We start from the raw sequence: 17,125 nt of genomic DNA, 5'->3' as shown, positions 1-17,125 counted from the left end.
AAAGCCTTCCGGGTGTTTGTTGTTGTCAGCCGCCAGGTACTTCTTGATTCGCGTTTTTCCACTGCCATCTGCGCTCCTGTTTATTCAGCTTGCCATGGGCTTTCCACCCAGGTCCACATAGGAATAGAAAATGGACTGAAACATGAGAGCAGTATCCATTGTGATGAGCTGGTCAGTATTCCCAAACGCATGCTTAGCGACTTTATCGGATCACTGAACCTGGAGCAGATGAAAAAACTTGATCAGGCACTGGCCATTGCTCTTGAACTGGACTAAACGAAAAGGTGTTCCTGGTTCTTCGTTCTTAGTTCCTGGTTAACGAAGAACGACGAACACTTCCCTTGAGTCAAGACTGCTCAAAAACGGTATTCATACCTTCCCACCTTCCCACTTTCATCCCTTCACACTCACCCTCACACCCTCACATGCTCTCACATCCGTAGTGCATACTTTTCCTCATATAAAGAAGTGAATCACAACGAATACCTCATAGTGACGGTTTTTGTTCATGTTTCTTGGTTTTAACGAAGAACAAAGAACCAGGAACTAAGAACTGCGGCTGCGCCGCAAAAACTCAAAACCTCATCCCCTCACGGCGAATCACATTGACTTCTTGATATCCAAACACCGCATTCAGATGGTGCAGCAGGGCGTGGCTTCCCTGATGCAGCCAGAGATTGTCCAGTTCAGCGCTGATGGCGACGTATCGGGAATCCAGGTCCTCTGCCTGATCGGCCCTGGCGGCCAGTTCATGGATAAGTTCCAGCCAGAGCCGGCTGACCCCCATGATGTAATGCGGCCAGGCGCGCTGCATTTCCGGTGTCCAGCCGGGGTCTGATGTATCGCCCATGCCCGGGCGTTGGGGCTTTGCCGGATCATCAAAGCCAACGGTTTTGAGCTTATCATCACGCAGCAGCCGCTCCAGCAGCGGATCAGACCCTATGCGGGCGTTGATCCGGGCGGCCACTTCAGGTGTGGCCCGGAAAATAAAACTGAACCGGTGTCCGGCACTGTCCCGGGCCGCGCGGCGGTGAACGCGCCACAGGGATATTTCCTGGCCATGTTCAGCCAGCACAGGCGATATAATCCGGTCCGCCAGCAGCACGTCCCGGTGCCAGGCCGGGCCTTCACCTTCAGGCCAGACATGGCCGAAACGCACGTACCACCAGTACTCTTCCTGGGTCTCCAATGCAGGCGGAACCGGTTGAGTAGCGACAACCTGAGGAGTTGCGCAGGCAGCCAGCAGCAGGAGTATGAGCGGCCAGGTATATGGGAGTGTGTGTTTGAATTGATACATTTGTTTATTGTTCGTTCCTGGTTCGGCAGCTGCGCGCGGTTCCTGGTTCTTGGTTCCTGGTTAACGAAGAACAACGGGAGCAGTACGCGTTTTTGACAACCAGGATGGGGACAGTCCCGAAGCCAGGGACAGTCCCCATCCGGGCTGTAAGCCTCCGGGCAGGAAGCCGTGTCATTATTTCTGGCATGGACCAGTCCCTGGTTCAAGATTGTTTAAAAATTGCTTCAGCTGTACTCCAGGCAGTTAAACAGCAGCTCCGCTCTTTTGCAAGAAAAACTTATCAAGGGCTCACATCCCATGTCCCTTCCTCTCTCCCAGACCTTCCCGTCCCCGCCCGCCGCCCACCATCGGCAACACCCACAACTTGTACACTTTCAGCCACGCACAAAGTGTACAACTTAAGCCTTAACCTGTACATTTCCAGCATGGCTGAAAGTGTATAAGTTATTAGCGGCATGGCCTGGTACCTGGTCAGGACAAGGGGGCGGATTTTTCGGTCGATGGAGCGTTCTGTTTTGCCGGTGTGGTTCATTATGTATCCTCTGCCAGCAAGCATTCCAGTTGGTTTACCAGGTAGAAGGGCAGCCTGAGCAACCGGAAGGGGCGTTGGATTTTGTTTACTCTTGCTGCCGTTTTTTCCACGGAAGGCCTGGCGGAGCTGATTACGACGGCCTGGTCGGCCTTTTTCTTGATCACATAGGAAACCAGCGACTTGATCGTTCCACCGGGCCCTGATTTCACCTCAACGGGATAAATGCGCTCGGCGCAGGGGAATAGAAAGTCCACCTCTGCCTGTGCTTCCGATTTTGGCGGATGCCAGTAGTACAGCTCGGGTTCGACATAGGCCTTTTTTCCGCAAAGCAGTTGCTGCCCCACGAATTGTTCCGCCAGTACACCCCGGTTGGCCAGTTCGATGGGCGCCTGCATGATTGACTGTGGCGACACACCCTGAGCTGCCAGCAACAACCCGATATCCAGAAACAGAAATTTGCTTATTCTGGTTTTCGTTTCCGCGCCCAGGGGCATTCTTTCGGCGTTGCTGTGAAGCACGCGATAGAAGAGCCTGGCCTGCAGGAACAGCTCGATTGCCTCGTTAACCTGGCGGTTGTCGCCGCTTGTTGACGATGTTATTTCGCGGGCGAGTTTATGGGAAAACTGCAACCCCACCTGGCGCAGGATGCCGTTGAAGAATGCCGCCAGACGGGCGGCATTGGCAGTGCCGGCGTATTTGGCAAAATCATCCTTGTAGGTTTGGATCAGCACTGTTTGATGCTTCAGAATTTCCCCGTGATCGTGATTCGTATCCCTGGCAAGCTGGATCACGCCGGGCATTCCGCCGGTAAGCGTGTAGCGTCGAACAAGTGACATCAGGTCGCCATGCACGGAGTCCGGTACGTGATCCATGGTATGAATATCCAGCATTTCAATAGCACGCAATGCCCTGGTCTCGTCCGTTGCAACTAGGTATTCTTCGAAGGACAGTGGGCCCATGTAGTAGGGCTCTATGCGGCCGACGGGCGTCGACAGTTGTCTGTCAACGAGCACCTGATCGAGAAGCGAACCCGTTAACACAACGGCCAGTCCCGGCATGTCTTCTGAAAAATATCGCAGGCAGGAGTAGGCGGAAGGAGTCGCCTGTGCTTCATCGAGAAAGAGAATGGCTTTGCTTTTTTCTGTGACCTGCTCGCCGCTTATGAGCGAAAAGTTGAGCAGAAGTTCGTCGAGTTTGAACTTCTGGAAGAGGGGCTCCAATTCCGCGTGTCGCTCAAGGTTGATTTCTATAACCGGGACGGATAGCTGTTTGGCTGCGAGGCGAACCGCTGTTGTTTTGCCCACTTGCCGCGCACCACGAATAACCAGGGGCTTGCGCTTTTCTTGCCCGTACCATGCCTTGATATCGTTTATTGCCCGTCGGTTAAACATTGCCCTTCCTCTTCATGTGCCATTTTAATGCATTTATTGCATTATGTTGGAACATATAGTATCGCATTGTGCATTTATGTCAAGACATGCGGCGGGGTTCCCGTTCGCATTTTCTCCATGACGCACAATTCTTTTCTATTGGCCTGATATTTCACTATCCACTCTACCTCTGGTGCAGGTCGCCTCAAGACTTCAAGCCTGTCAACAATCATGAATATCGAAGTTCAGCGCAGCGGATTTCACTGGGGCCTTCTATGATGCGACTGCAAAAACTCATTTTTACAGTCGCAGGAGTCAGGTGTCCCCAGTGAAACCCCTGTCTTCGACAGAGAGCCCTGCGGGCTGTTTCACGGGGCAGGCCCTGTTAAACCCTGCTTTGCAGGAAATCCTTCGGATTTGTTTAACCGGGCAGGCACGAGTCAGGAGCCAGTAAAAACAAAGAGTTTATGGAGCTGATTTATTCCTGAATTATTCATTTTTCGACTTTTTGCATGTGCATCTTCTATCCCTGATTCTTACAATAATACGCCGCAATGGTTTCCAGACGCTCAATGAGGTACAGCGGCACAGAGACCAGCGGGTATTGAACCTGCCTGCGGGTTTTGCCTGTGCTGATTACGGTATCTATCCGGGTTACGGTTGGTAAAGATGCATCAAATCGAACAGCTATAGGCGCTTCTTTGCTTCCCATAAACTGGTGGAGCGATTTAAGCGACCCTGCAGCGCCTGCTTTGACTTCCACGGGAATAATATACCCGCCGGTCTGCACGACAAAGTCGACTTCAGCGTTGGAAGACCGGCCCAGCCGGAGCCAGTAGGTTAATTCCCTGTTCAGAGTGTCCGAAAACATATTCTGTAAATGCTGACCCACAAATTGTTCCGCAATGGCCCCCTCATTGATCAGCTGCGCATCATCCATTTGAGAAACAGCTCTCCAGTCAAGCCCGCAAACAGCGTTCATCAAGCCGACATCCAGGAAAATGGGTTTATACACTTTCTCATCAATATCAGCATGCAGAGGCAGGCTGGAACAATGACTGTGTATTACTTTGTCTATGACCCGGGCCATGGATAAAAGGTCAATGTCTTTTTTTAAAGTGCCGCTCTGGTCTTCGGAAGAGATATTGCTGTACTTTATTTTTTTACCGACGTTTCTGGCAATAAAGTGAAACACCCTGCGTATGCGGTTCAAATTTCTTGAACCGGTGTATTTCGGGAAATCCTCCAGATAGGTTTGGGTAATGGAATTGTGAACCGTGCTGACCTGTTTATAGCTCCTGGTCTCAGAAAAAACAGATACGGCTTCGGGCATACCGCCTGTAAAGTAATAAGATCGCAGCAAACTCAAGAGTCTTTTATGGGTAATTTCTCCTATGGACTTATCCGGCTCATAATTGAGTATAAAGGAACTGAGCTTTTCTTCCCCAATGCCCATCAGAAACTCAGAAAATGTCATGGGGCCCATATGCAGATACTGTATTCGGCCCACAGGCATGGAGAAAGAATGGTCAGACAGGACAAACTCCAGCAAAGACCCTGCACTAAGAACCGGCAATCCTGGTTTGTCTTCGTAAAAATACCGTAATGCGGGAATCGCCTCGGGAACAGACTGAATCTCGTCCAGAAACAGCAGGGAATTTGGACTGACTTGTTTCATTCCCGGCAGAAATTCAATTTGCTGAATAATCTGATCCGGGTCATTGGTATTAAATATGCTGGATAATTCGGGATAGCGCTCCAGGTTTACATCAAGCAGACCTTTTCCATGTTCTTTTGCAAACAGCTGAACAAGCGTAGACTTGCCCACCTGACGGGCGCCACGGATGACCAGGGGCTTTCGGCTGCTGTTCTTGAGCCAGGTATTCAGAAACTCTAATTGATGGCGGTACATTCCTAAGGCTTTCATTTTTTAGCTTGGTCGGCATGCATACATGGATTATGAAAATACAGGGGTGTTTTAAGCAAATAAATATGATTTTAATGGTATGATATGATCAATCTTTCATCTTTGTCAAGCTTGCCAACATGCGGCTGCGCCGCTGTTCTTGGTTCTGCGGCTGCGCCGCTGTTCATGGTTCTTCGTTCGTGGTTCCTGGTTAACGAAGAACTAAGAACTGTTCCTTGTTAACGAAGAACGAGGAACTATTCTCGATCAAGCATGTTCTTGAAGGAGCATATTAACTAATGTTTCTGTAGATACTCCCTGGTGTTTGGCCTTCCTCCGTACTTTTTCAAGAACAGATTCTGCTACAGGAACAAGATAAACATGACGGTTAATATCAACATTAAACTGAGCATCTTCCATATAAGCTTCGTAATCAGCAGAATCATGGCTATCCCAGAAATCTGCGGCATCAGCGATTGAATCAAAAGATAAAGGCAACTCATCTCTATAATATTTTTTCATTTTATTTGCTTTTTGCATATATTCTCCTTTCTTTTTCAGTCATATCGCGAGCTGATATCACCAGAGCTTAATGTGTTCGCTTATTTATGAAAAAAACGACAAGGTATCTGCCAGAATCTGTCCTTCCAAGAGCCCTGTAAACATGTTCTCCCTTGACTTTGCCTCTTTCTATCCTGCGAAAAACAGGAAGATCACTAAAAATGTTCTCGACCTCATTCGGAGTAACAGCATGTTTCTTCTCCAGTTTATCGATAATATCAGAAAGCCAAATAATACCATTAATTAGCATGTCCATCTCCCCCTCATAACCAGGCCGATGTAATCATCCTGCCGATTTGGCAATCACGGACCCGACGATGCCTCGCAATTTCAATACATCCCATATGCGGCTGCGCCGCTGTTCCTGGTTCGTCGTTCTTGGTTCCTGGTTAACGAGGAACGAAGAACGAAAAACGAATAACTCCCCAAGTCTCAGGTCTCAAGTTTCATCCCTCAGGTCTCATCCTTCATCCCTCACACTTCCCCAAAGACTATTGTGGACAGTTGCAAAATTAAAACGATGATTACAAGAAACCTTTTATTTTTCAGTGATAATATTAGCCAGATAAAACCTGCCTACCACTTAGAATAGTCCTCATTGTCTGCTGGAAATATTGATGATGACTGCCCAATTTTACCTGCTGCCTCCAGGTCTGAAGATTCCCATACAGGCTCTATTTGATCAGCGTCTTTGGCTTTAGGCATGACAAACACTTCCACTTCAGTATAATCAAAATCTTCCGGGAGTGTAAGATTGACTTGACCGTTGTGAACTTTAACGAGTTGTCTGAATGTAATAGTTGTGGACATAAAAACCAACTTAAGGGAAATTTATTTACCAGGCAAGAAGATGATTCGCTATTCTCTCCATCATAGTCTGTCAACTTATGTAAGCTTCTCACCCGGGCGGCTCGGGACTGAATCTGTGAGCAACTGCCTTTAAAGTGGAGCCTGTTCGCTCAGGGGCGAAGGCCCTATGGTCCGGCTTCCAGCTCGGAGAGCCTACAGCTCGGAGAGAGGCAGGCCGGGCGTGAGATATTCTTTTTCTTTTCGAGGAAGTACGTTTAAACCGGATGAATCTATTTTTGCCTTAGACTCTGAAGAGACTCTTTATGCAATTAGCTCAATGGCTTGATTAGGACCCAAACCAAAACCTGTTTGACAATTCCCTGTTCATGCTCTATTTCTAAAAATCAGCATATATGCTGCATAACGGAAATAGATTATGAACTGGATTGAATTCAGAAACAAAATGTTTGACCTTGGCTGTTTCAGTATCCATCAGGTATATGCGTGGCAGCCGGGATTTGATCGCAACAACCTGGTCCGGTGGACAAAAAAGGGCTACCTCGTGCATCTGCGGCGTGGATGGTACGCCTTTCCTGAATACAAGAAAAAACCGGAATTCGCCGAATATATTGCCGGCAGAATCTATAACCCCTCTTACATCAGTCTGCACTCAGCACTCGCATTTTATGGCTTGATTCCCGAATCCGTGGTCCAAATAACCAGTGTCACTTCACTGAAAACCGCCTCGTTTACCAACGAATTTGGTGAGTACTCCTACAAAAGCGTCAAGAGCGATTTGATGTTCGGCTATTTCCGCCGCCCGAGTGCAGACAACCGGGCAACCCCCTATGCGACCAGAGAAAAGGCGCTGCTGGATCTGCTCTATCTGTATCCCTTCTATAATACAGAGTCCGAACTTCTCGAACTCCGGCTCGATGGGGATATACTGCGTACGAACTGGGACAGGCGGACATGGCTGTCAATGGGAAAGAGCTTTCAATGTGCACGCCTTGAAAAGCGCATGCAATTACTGGAAAAGGTGTATAACCTATGATCTCAATGGAGCAGCTCAAAAATTTCTATCCGGCTTCAATGGCTGAGAATGCGGTCTTTCAAAAGCACATCCTCAAGGAATATGTTCAGCTCCTGACCCTGGATTATCTTTCCTCCACAGAGCACATCCGAAAAATGACCTTTATCGGAGGCACGAACCTGCGTCTGACCAAGGGCATAGATCGTTTTTCCGAAGACTTGGATTTTGACTGCAAAAACCTGACTGAAGAAGAGTTCATCCGGATGTCAGATGATGTTCTTACCTTCCTGCAGCGCAGCGGGTTTAACGTTAAGGCCAGAGCCCGAGAAAAGAGCGGGTTGAAGGCGTTTCGACGCAGCCTGTATTTTCCGGAGCTTCTGTTTAACTTAGGCATTTCCGGACATCGCGAAGCGCGATTTCTTCTGAAACTTGAAGCCCAGGATCAGCAGATACTCTATGAGCCGGCTATGGAATTCATCAAGGGCTGCGGTTTTTTTTTCCCATTTCCAGTTCCGTCCGAAGCAGTGCTGTGTGCCATGAAGATAGCCGCCATGTTAGACAGGGGCAAGGGACGTGATTATTACGACGTCATGTTCCTGCTGTCACGGACAGAACCGGATTATCAGTTTCTTGGGCATGGTTTTGCTATTCACAACCTTGCCGAGCTTAAGGCTGCTGTTGAAAAGTCACTGCAGGCAGTTGATCTGCGCCAAAAACAAAAGGATTTCGAGCACCTTCTGTTTCATCGTGACCACAGCCGGCGCATCCTGCATTTTGCTGAGTTTATACGTTCCCTGTAATATAGGGCTTTAACCACAGCTGCGCTGCGCGCGGTTCCTGGTTCGTCGTTCTTAGTTCTTGGTTTTTAACAAAGAACGAAGAACTAAGAACAAGGAACGAATAACTGTTCCTGGTTAACGAAGAACGAGGAACGAGGAACTGTTTTTGTTTTTAACGAGGAACGAAGAACTGCAACCAGGCAGATATAACATCACTACGGTTTTAAGGCGGTGATGGGGATCACCGCTACACCGTCGTCTCGAAAATATCCATAACCAGCACCAGTAATTACCGCCAGTAGAGATGGTGAGCCGCACTTGTCGGTATCCACGCGGTCAGCAAATTTCAATAAAGATGCGGCGCCCTGTTCCACCATCCCTGTCCCCAGTTTTATTTCAAAAGCAGCCCAGCGACCATCGGCGCAATACATTATTGCATCCACTTCCAGTCCCGTACTATCACGATACTGCAATATTTCGGCATCCATGGCCTGGGCGTAAACCCGCAGATCCCGAACAACCAGCGATTCAAACAGAAAACCCAGCAGATTAATATCCTTGAGCAATCCTTCCGGGGATGTCCGCAATGCTGCCACCGCCAGGGAGGGATCCACGAACTGGCGCCTGGGCATGCTTCTCAGCCGTGACCGTGAACGTAAATGAGGCGCCCAGGCTGGCTGATCCTCAATAATCATCAGACGTTCCAGACTGGCCAGATACTCAAGTACAGTTTGTACCGTAATGCCGCCCACATCCTCAGCCATGCCGGTTGCGGACGCATAGGTGCCGGTATTGCGGGCCAGGGAACGCAGCAGTCGGCCAACTTTATCCGGATCACGGCGAACCCCGTCAACACGGCTGATGTCCACCCGCCTGATTTCCTCCAGATAGTCCCGGTTGGCCCGCAAAGCTTGCTTTAAGGTCAGACGCAGATGTCCCGGCCAGCCACCCGCAGCAATCAACTCAACCAGTTCCTGAATTGTCAAACCAGGGTCTGGGCAGGCAGGTCGACTACTATTTAGCAAGTCCGCCAGTGACAGGGCTCCAGTGCTTCGTTCAAGCTCAAACAACGTCATGGGACGCAGCCGCAGACGCGTCAAACGCCCGGCCCCGGTATGGCGGGTGATATCATCGGCAGGTACTGCAGAACCAGTCAGGATGAACTGACCAGGCTGGTCTCGCTCGTCAACCGAGCGCCGAATATGATTCCAGATGGATGGTTCAATCTGCCATTCATCAATAAGACGCGGGGTAGCACCCTCCAATACCAGGCGTGGGTCAATGGCTACTGCCTGACGGGCATTTTCATCGATATCAAGCAATACTTCACTGGCAGCAATGTTCCTTGCAGTTGCAGTTTTCCCGCAAGCTTTGGGCCCTTCAATGACCACGGCACCGGTGGATGACAAGCGCTGCCGCAAATCTTCGTCCACCACTCTTGAACGATAGCGCATACCAGCCTCCTAAAGTAAGAAACATTGAGGTTAACGATTGCACTTACTTAATTTAAACGTTTGCAACGATTTCAGGTTAATAAATGCAATGTAATCATTTAAATAAATGCAATTGAGTTGTCAAGAGCAATGCGGCTTCGCCTCTGTTCAGCAGCTGCGCTGCGGTTCCTGGTTCTTCGTTCGTTGTTCCTGGTTAACAAAGAACAAGGAACTGTGTTTCTGCTCACCCCCCAAACTCAATACAAAAATCCGAACAACCACAAGGGAATCCTTCGTCTGTGGCCGACTTCAATATCATCAACAGCTAAATATCCTTCTGGCAGGTTGATGATCCGGTCATCCATTTTTCCCTTGCCCCCGACTTCAAAGGTCCATTTGCCCTGAACCAGGAAATCACCTCTGGCCGGGACGGTCAATTCTTCATCCACCAGACGGCTGCGAGACAGGGCCGAAGCGATCTGGTTAGCGAAAAAGGTCTCGCGAACAGTGCCGGAATCAGGCTGCTGAGCCAGGGCCACGGCAAGATTGGTATTGTCAAGATAGATTTTCTCAGGCTTGGTTAGAGACACGGTCCCTTTGCCAGCTTGCCTCACCAGGCGCAGTAGTCGGGCCTCCTGCAGTTTCTCAAGATAATCGTATATTGTTGGCCTGGAAATCCCTGTCATACGAGACAACTTGGCAATATCCGGTATCATGGGCACACTGGTGGATATCAGGTAAAGCAGTTTTTTCAACTTACCGATCTGTCTAATGGCGATGGAGGCCGCAAAAGGCAAATCCATTTCCAGAATCTGTCCCATGACCGCAGTCAATTTCAACTGATACTGGTCCACACCTTCCAGGAAAAATGGATAATAGCCATGGTCAAGATATGCCCTGAAACATGGTAAAATCTTGATGCGTGGGACTACGGACCCAGCCAGGGCAACATGATCCTCAAGAATCTGAGCCAGGGTCAGCTGCTCAAATTTCTGCTTATGGGCAAACAACAAATATTCCCTGAAGGACAGGCCGTGCAACTCATAAACCAGGGCCCTTCTGCTCAGGTCCGCTGCCTGGGCGCTCATTCTCAGTATAGAGGAGCCGGAAAAAATAACCCGCAGACTGGGGATGGTGTCATGGATGGCCTTTATCTGCCGTGACCAGTCTGCCTGCTTATGGACTTCGTCCACGCATAGCAACTCCCCTCCGTACGCTGCAAAAGACTCGGCAAATTCATATAGAGGACGGGCATCAAAATAAGGATGGTCGATGCTGACATAAGCTGCCTTTCCGCTGTCCCCGTACTGATCCTTTATGCGCTGGAGAAGCATTGTAGTCTTGCCAACCCCGCGAGCACCAACGATCCCCACCAGGCGGTGACCCCACTGGATATTTTCGTAGAGGTAGCGCTTAGCCTCGCTTAAGTTTGTGAGCAGTGTATGCTGCTGTGAAAAAATATCATCGTCCATTTTATCTGCTTTGACTGGTTTTATTAAATATGATTCAGAGACTCATCTGATTGTGTTGTTTCCATTTTACACTTTTGTCCTGGAAATGTAAAATGCATTTTACACAAATGTGGCTGGATCGACAAGTTTTGTTCCTGGTTCCTCGTTTTCCTTTAACCAGGAACCAAGAACATGTTTACACTCCGCGCTTGACGCGATATGTAAACATCATCTTTACACATTGCGCTTGACGCGAAATGTAAAGATGATTGTTAGCAATGCCAGGTCAATGTTTTGCAGGTGGACGGGAGCAGGACCACTCATTTATCAGTAGATACCAGCTCATTTTTTCATCTGTGAAGTGCGCAAGAGCCTTTGAAAGAGAAAATAACAGACAATTGACTGCTCTGATCTTTACGGCTAAAATTGTCTTGAATAATCAGCACATTCTGTATGTTTTCCAATATTAAAAAGGGGTTGAGATAATGAAAATCTATTATGACCAGAAAGTCGACGCTGCTTATCTGCAGATGTCCGAAGAGACTCCGTCAGGTGTTGTTGAGATTTCAGAAGGGGTAAATCTGGATCTCACCGAGGAAGGAAAAATAGCAGGCATTGAAATTCTCAATGCTTCAGAAAAATTCCCTCTTCAATCTCTTTTCACTTATGAATATAAGCCTGAACTGGTTGCTGCTGCATCCTGAAAGAAAAATCCGGTTATTGACCATTAAATTAAAATATCGTCGCCCTATCGCTTGCAATATCCAGTCTTGCGGCTTCGCAGCGGCTTCGCCGCCGTTCTTGGTTCGTCGTTCCTGGTTCCTGGTTAACGAAGAACGAAGAACGAGGAACGAGGAACGAGGAACTGATCTTGATCTTAACCAGGAACAAAGAACGAAGAACGAGGAACAGCAGCGCAGCTGCCGAACGACGAACCAGGAACAGCAGCGCAACTGGCATATTACATCACTCCCTGGGGGCGCTTCGATCATAGAGGAGCTGTGAGATTTGTTCAGAAACCAGGCCCACCATAAACACCACCACGGCCATGGTCATAAGCATGGCTGAAGTTGGCCCGTAACGCCCACCCATAAAGAAAATCTTAAACAGACCCCAGCCAAGGCCTGTGGCAAACATCAGAAAACTTACCGGCAAAAACACCCGCAAAGGAGAAAACAGGGTGGCAATCTTGATTATAATGAGCAGAAACCTGGAGCCGTCCTGCAAGAGCCTGATCTTGCTCTTGCCTACACGGCGTCTTGCTACAATGGGCACGTAGGTCATGCTGTACCCTGCTCTGACCACTGCCATGGTTAATGTGGTGGGATAGGAAAAGGTATTGGGAAGCATGGAGACAAACTGCCGGGCAATATCGGCTTTCACAGCACGAAAACCCGATGTAAGATCATCAATCTTACGTTTGCAGATATAGCTGGCAAAAAAATTGTAGAATTTATTGGCCATATTGCGGTGCCATGATGATTCAGATTCCCCGGTTCGGGCACCAACAGCCATGTCGAATGATTGCATCTTATCTAAAAGCCCGGGAATATCCTCAGGATCATGCTGCATATCCCCATCCATCATTAACAGGATCTTACCCCTGGCATTACGGATTCCTGTCTTGACAGCAGCACCATTGCCCATGTTGTAGGGATGAACAATAACCCTGGCCCCGGCCTGCTGTGCTTTGGCAGCAGTCTGATCCTGTGACCCGTCATCAACGACAAGAATCTCATACGCCCTGCCGTATTGATCCATTACTGCACGCACCTTTGCTACAACCCGTTCAATGACAGCTTCCTCTTCATAAGCAGGAATAATAATGCTTATTTCTGACATGAGCTATTGTTTATCCGGTTGCAGCAGAAAAGACAAGTTTACACATCGAGTCAAGCGCGAAATGTAAAGATCATCTTTACACTTTGCGCTTGACGCGAAATGTAAAGATGATTGCTATTGCATTGCCAGGTCAACTCCCTGGCGGATGGGTGGGAGGAGGTTCATGGGATCGTCAGTGAATACAAGTTCGCTTTTATATTTGGGAAGTGTGCTGAACAGTTCTTCCCAGGTCTGTTCGCCCTTAAGGCTCAGCAGCCTGACAGCAGATGGAATCAGCACCTCATTCCTGCCGGTCCTGCTCCCAAGATCAACCAGGGACAAATGAGCTTCCAGATCATTGGGGTTGCGGCGAAGAAAATCCTGCCAGACATTTATGGCCTGATCATGGTTGCCCAACCTCCTATGCGCCTCGCCCATGACCTTCAAAGCCTGACTATTTTCAGGATTCAAAAGCATGGCCTGCCGGGCATGCAAAACAGCCCTTTCCTCATCACCACTATGCAGATGCACAAAGCTGTACAGAACGTGAAAATCAGCATTGGTCTGTATCTGTTGCGTGGCCTGCTCCAGAACCATGGCAGCGTATTCCAGCTCATCTAAATGAATAAGAGCGAGCGACTGCCTGTACCAAATCGGCCAGTATTTTGGTCTGATTTCTCTGGCCTGTTCAAAATATTCTATGGCAGTCACCGGATCCTCCGCAATATAAAGATAATAACTGCCCAGATTGATTAATGGAGCTGCCCGCAGGGAATGGCGATGATAGCGGTCTGCTTCAATGGCTCGCAAATATGACTGTTTTGCCTTTTCATATTGTCCTAATGCCCAGTATTCAAGACCAAGATTGGTATATGTTCTGCTGAGACCTGGAGCCTTTTGCGCATTATCCTCCCATATATATAATGGATGATGAAACAGTTCATTGCGCTTTACCACAGTATGCCCCTGATCAAAGATAAAAAAGCACAGGAGCAGAGCCACAAACCCATAGGCCAGAAACTTTTTATTGGTTTTTAAATACTCCAATAACTGAAAAATACCTATGGCCACCAGCAGAAAAAGGGTCATGGATGGAATGTAATTGCGATGCTCAAAGATCAGCTCCAAGGGAATAAACGAGCTTTCAATAAGATGATTGATGAGAAAAAATAATATGCAAAATGAAATAAGGGGGCGTTTACGGACAATGTAAAGCGCAAAACCAACCACACCAACCCAGAATAAAATGGCAGGCAAGGTGGTCCAGGGAGTAAATAAAGATGTTGAAAGCTGCACTTCATGGATCAGGGTGAAGCGATCCATAACAGGATAGAGCATAAGACTGACATAGAAAATTAATATGCGAGGCTGGGTAAGCAGTCTTTCAGTGAGAGTAAATTCCCGGTTATTGTAACCAGATAAGATATTCAATGGATTGGTGACAATAAAAGCAACCACCACAAGGCAGAGCAAAGCCGCCCCACCCCAGAGTATATTTTTTCGAATATTTTCCCTGGTTGCGCCCTGGATTAGTAAAAGATCAAACACAAAAAGCACAACAGGTAAAAGGGCTGCGTTTTCCTTGGTAGCCAGTGATAAAAAACCAGCAATAAAACAAATGATAAAATACGATACTTTGCGCCAAATACCTTGTGCAGTCCTGCCTTTGAGGTAGAAAAACATGGCCATAATAAAAAACATTCCAGCCATAGATGCCATGCGCTGCACAATATAGGTAACTGCTGTAACCTGGATGGGACTCGTGGCCCACAGCACTGTTGCCAGAAGCGCAATGGTTGCTGCATGCTCTTCATATCTGCCCTTAAGTATTGGCAGACGCAATGTATGGAAAATGAAAAGATAAAGAAATAACGCGCTAAGACAGTGAACAATGAGATTCACAAGGTGATAACCAAAAACATCAAATTCATGGAAATAGTAGTTCAGTCCAAAGGTCAGGTAGGCAAAAGGCCGGTCAAAACTTGTATTGCGGATGCTTTCAAAAGTACCCTTGATGCTTTGCCAGTCAAGGGTTTGGATATGGATGTTGGGGTTGGAGATTATGTTTTGGGTGTCATCAAAAACAAAGGAACCATCTATACTATTCCAATATATTACAATAATAAAAACACAAACAGCAAATATATATAATGGTATAAGAGAAAAAGTATATTGGTTACGTATTAAAAGCAATGAAGGCATTATATTAATTATGATGCTAAAGTAATACCTGTTGAACATACACATAAAGAAAGGGCCACTTTGGCCCTTTCTTTATGTAATAGACATGATAATTAAAGACAACGAAATATTAGTTATTATTTACACAACTAATTCTTCGACCGTCAACTATTTCGCAGTCTACATCCAAACCGCTAACACCACTATACCTTCCAAAGTTAATAGTACCCATTTGAGGTGTGCCTGGATCTGCCATTGTAATAACTACATTTGGAGTTGCAGATACATCAGGTTCTAAAACATTTCTGCCGACACAATCATATGTATTGTCAGGAATTGCCCCAGAAGCATAAGCTGCTACAGCCTCACTAAGACAAGTTCGAATATCTGACTCAAGGGATCCTATAGCAGCATTGGTCCGATACTTACCAAACTGCGGAATCGCAATAGCAGCCAAAATGCCGATGATGGCAACAACAATTAAAAGCTCGATAAGCGTGAAACCGCGTTCATTTGGCTTATCACATGGTCTTGGTAAACTCATCATGGTAAAACCCTCCTGTTAAAAAGTTCTAATTAAAAATGTTAAGAATTGAAATGTTAAGCTGCAAAACAACAGCGCGTTATGACTAAATCGCTGTGCATAATTGCCAGGAGTCCTGGCAGTTGAGCCTGCTGCAAACAGAGAAAACTGTTGAGATTAAACCTTCACCCCCAAAATATTCTGCCTGCCGTGCTTTGGTCATTATCACTTGCTTCACAGCAATTTAAGTACCTTCAAGACATTATTTACACAACAGACGGACGATTGTCATCTGTTTTTTTTTAGCTATTTTCAAAATTTTTTGCAAATATGTATCTGATTAGCGCTTTCAGGAAAGCACAGGACAGGCTCCACAGCACCTATTACTTATTGAGCAAGAACTTGAGAGTTCAAAGTTTCTGGTTGAAAGCAATAATGTCAATAAATATTGATAGATATCCGGCGCTGACTGATTCTTCAGACTGAAGGCTAAAGGCTGAAGGCTGAAGGCTGAAGCCTGTAGCCTGAAAAGTACTGTTATCGCCCTAACTTAACGATGCTTGTTTAAATTGGGTTACGGGCATGGCCTACATTGGTAACAAAGCAATAAAAAAGCCAAGATGAACAAAATCCGGAGGATTTCTTCCAAGCATCACTAAAAACCCTCTCAAGGGACTGATGATGTTGTCAAATTTGTTGTATATTTCTCAAATTATTTGCTGCTGATGCTCAGGGAAAAGCAGACTGTCAGGTACTCATGGTTACTATTTGGTAATTGGAGTTACAGATTGACGAGGTTGGTCTGGGGGGCAGAGGTCGGATGTCAGAGGTCAGAAAAGAAATGCTGGAATGCTGGGATGCTGGAATGCTGAAATGCATGATCAGAGGGCAGGGCATGAAAGGAGCTTCCAGCTATTCAGACGTCAACTTATCAATGGATTTCCTGAAACTATCTATGTCGCTACTTTGAATGGCAGAGCGTAGCAGTTGTTTCAGCATCATCCTGCTGGTCATTTTTTTGATTCTTTCCTCAATATCTGAGGGAATGTCTGTACTGAACTTTGCATCTAATGCGTCAAGGAGCGTTTCCTGCGCATTAGACAGCATTCCTATCTCAACTCCTTTTTTAATCCCATGTCTTTCAGCACTTGTTACGTATGTCACTTCTTTATCCTCCTCATATTCAACAAGGTTGTCAGTAAATCTCTGGGACAAATCCTCTGGTAAGATCATTAACCAGTCAATCAGCCTGTATAGCTGCAAAATATCGTCAGCTGAAAATCCTCTTTCATAAAGGGCCATAACAATGGACCACTTCCACGAATAGCGCTCCTCCGGGTTGTTTTTGGTGGTTTTTGTCTTCAGGTGAGCAGCAGTTATAATGGCAAATGGGTTGGACTGCTTCAGCAATTCATCGATTCTGTCGTTGTAATCAAGAAGCTTGACCAT

17 protein-coding genes and 1 pseudogene are annotated in these 17,125 nt (G+C 47.1%); 4 read left to right on the top strand and 14 right to left on the bottom strand.

The window, feature by feature from the left end:
• A partial coding sequence (locus LZ23_RS09255; RefSeq protein WP_052507266.1) for a type II toxin-antitoxin system PemK/MazF family toxin occupies positions 1 to 276 on the top strand: 276 nt, incomplete at its 5' end.
• 298 nt (positions 277 to 574) lie between these two features.
• Here LZ23_RS09255 and LZ23_RS09250 read toward each other — a convergent pair.
• From LZ23_RS09250 to LZ23_RS09220, 7 genes are all read right to left on the bottom strand, one after another.
• Entirely contained in the window at positions 575 to 1,297 is a 723-nt protein-coding gene (locus LZ23_RS09250; protein WP_045213560.1) for a hypothetical protein, read from the bottom strand.
• Positions 1,298 to 1,577: 280 nt separating this feature from the next.
• Positions 1,578 to 1,829, bottom strand: a complete 252-nt coding sequence (locus LZ23_RS09245; protein ID WP_045213559.1) for a hypothetical protein — start codon at positions 1,827 to 1,829, stop codon at positions 1,578 to 1,580.
• Entirely contained in the window at positions 1,829 to 3,220 is a 1,392-nt protein-coding gene (locus LZ23_RS09240; protein ID WP_045213557.1) for an ATP-binding protein, read from the bottom strand. The genes LZ23_RS09245 and LZ23_RS09240 overlap by 1 nt, the downstream gene beginning before the upstream one ends.
• Positions 3,221 to 3,722: 502 nt before the next feature.
• Positions 3,723 to 5,126 carry an ATP-binding protein gene (locus LZ23_RS09235; RefSeq protein ID WP_232300450.1) on the bottom strand — a complete coding sequence of 468 codons (1,404 nt, stop codon included), beginning with the start codon at positions 5,124 to 5,126 and terminating at the stop codon, positions 3,723 to 3,725.
• A gap of 246 nt (positions 5,127 to 5,372) precedes the next feature.
• The gene (locus LZ23_RS09230; RefSeq protein WP_045213553.1) at positions 5,373 to 5,645 is read right to left on the bottom strand and encodes a CopG family antitoxin; all 273 of its coding nucleotides are present in this window, start codon (positions 5,643 to 5,645) and stop codon (positions 5,373 to 5,375) included.
• Between the two features lie 49 nt (positions 5,646 to 5,694).
• A complete protein-coding gene (locus LZ23_RS09225; protein ID WP_052507265.1) occupies positions 5,695 to 5,922 on the bottom strand; it encodes a BrnT family toxin in 228 nt (75 codons plus the stop codon).
• A 320-nt stretch (positions 5,923 to 6,242) separates the two neighbouring features.
• Positions 6,243 to 6,476 (bottom strand): hypothetical protein, encoded by a 234-nt coding sequence (locus LZ23_RS09220; RefSeq protein ID WP_045213551.1) that lies wholly within the window; start codon positions 6,474 to 6,476, stop codon positions 6,243 to 6,245.
• Between the two features lie 415 nt (positions 6,477 to 6,891).
• Between LZ23_RS09220 and LZ23_RS09215 the strand changes: the two genes are divergently transcribed.
• Complete coding sequence (locus LZ23_RS09215) at positions 6,892 to 7,509, top strand: type IV toxin-antitoxin system AbiEi family antitoxin domain-containing protein (protein ID WP_045213550.1); 618 nt, start codon at positions 6,892 to 6,894, stop codon at positions 7,507 to 7,509.
• The gene (locus LZ23_RS09210; RefSeq protein WP_045213548.1) at positions 7,506 to 8,288 is read left to right on the top strand and encodes a nucleotidyl transferase AbiEii/AbiGii toxin family protein; all 783 of its coding nucleotides are present in this window, start codon (positions 7,506 to 7,508) and stop codon (positions 8,286 to 8,288) included. The genes LZ23_RS09215 and LZ23_RS09210 overlap by 4 nt, the downstream gene beginning before the upstream one ends.
• A gap of 194 nt (positions 8,289 to 8,482) precedes the next feature.
• On the opposite strand, the gene LZ23_RS09205 is transcribed toward LZ23_RS09210, so the two are convergent.
• Both LZ23_RS09205 and LZ23_RS09200 read right to left on the bottom strand, forming a co-directional pair.
• Positions 8,483 to 9,721, bottom strand: a complete 1,239-nt coding sequence (locus LZ23_RS09205) for an ATP-binding protein (protein WP_045213547.1) — start codon at positions 9,719 to 9,721, stop codon at positions 8,483 to 8,485.
• A gap of 236 nt (positions 9,722 to 9,957) precedes the next feature.
• The gene (locus tag LZ23_RS09200; protein ID WP_045213545.1) at positions 9,958 to 11,172 is read right to left on the bottom strand and encodes an ATP-binding protein; all 1,215 of its coding nucleotides are present in this window, start codon (positions 11,170 to 11,172) and stop codon (positions 9,958 to 9,960) included.
• Between the two features lie 464 nt (positions 11,173 to 11,636).
• Between LZ23_RS09200 and LZ23_RS09190 the strand changes: the two genes are divergently transcribed.
• Positions 11,637 to 11,855 carry a DUF2283 domain-containing protein gene (locus tag LZ23_RS09190; RefSeq protein ID WP_045213542.1) on the top strand — a complete coding sequence of 73 codons (219 nt, stop codon included), beginning with the start codon at positions 11,637 to 11,639 and terminating at the stop codon, positions 11,853 to 11,855.
• A 28-nt stretch (positions 11,856 to 11,883) separates the two neighbouring features.
• Here the strand turns inward: LZ23_RS09190 and LZ23_RS24010 are convergent, their stop codons facing one another.
• The 5 genes and pseudogenes from LZ23_RS24010 to LZ23_RS24580 form a co-directional block, all read right to left on the bottom strand.
• The gene (locus tag LZ23_RS24010) at positions 11,884 to 12,111 is read right to left on the bottom strand and encodes a hypothetical protein (protein WP_157493169.1); all 228 of its coding nucleotides are present in this window, start codon (positions 12,109 to 12,111) and stop codon (positions 11,884 to 11,886) included.
• A gap of 6 nt (positions 12,112 to 12,117) precedes the next feature.
• A complete protein-coding gene (locus LZ23_RS09185) occupies positions 12,118 to 12,993 on the bottom strand; it encodes a glycosyltransferase family 2 protein (protein WP_045213541.1) in 876 nt (291 codons plus the stop codon).
• Positions 12,994 to 13,107: 114 nt separating this feature from the next.
• Positions 13,108 to 15,174 carry a tetratricopeptide repeat protein gene (locus LZ23_RS09180; RefSeq protein ID WP_045213539.1) on the bottom strand — a complete coding sequence of 689 codons (2,067 nt, stop codon included), beginning with the start codon at positions 15,172 to 15,174 and terminating at the stop codon, positions 13,108 to 13,110.
• Positions 15,175 to 15,283: 109 nt separating this feature from the next.
• Positions 15,284 to 15,700 (bottom strand): type II secretion system protein, encoded by a 417-nt coding sequence (locus LZ23_RS25430; protein ID WP_052507264.1) that lies wholly within the window; start codon positions 15,698 to 15,700, stop codon positions 15,284 to 15,286.
• Positions 15,701 to 16,588: 888 nt separating this feature from the next.
• Positions 16,589 to 17,125: pseudogene (locus LZ23_RS24580) on the bottom strand (hypothetical protein); the annotation flags it as partial.

The organism is Desulfonatronovibrio magnus (assembly GCF_000934755.1).
In the GTDB taxonomy this organism is placed as follows: domain Bacteria; phylum Desulfobacterota; class Desulfovibrionia; order Desulfovibrionales; family Desulfonatronovibrionaceae; genus Desulfonatronovibrio; species Desulfonatronovibrio magnus.
The sequence above is the reverse complement of the archived record's forward strand: the minus strand, read 5'-3'. Positions and strand labels throughout refer to the sequence as shown.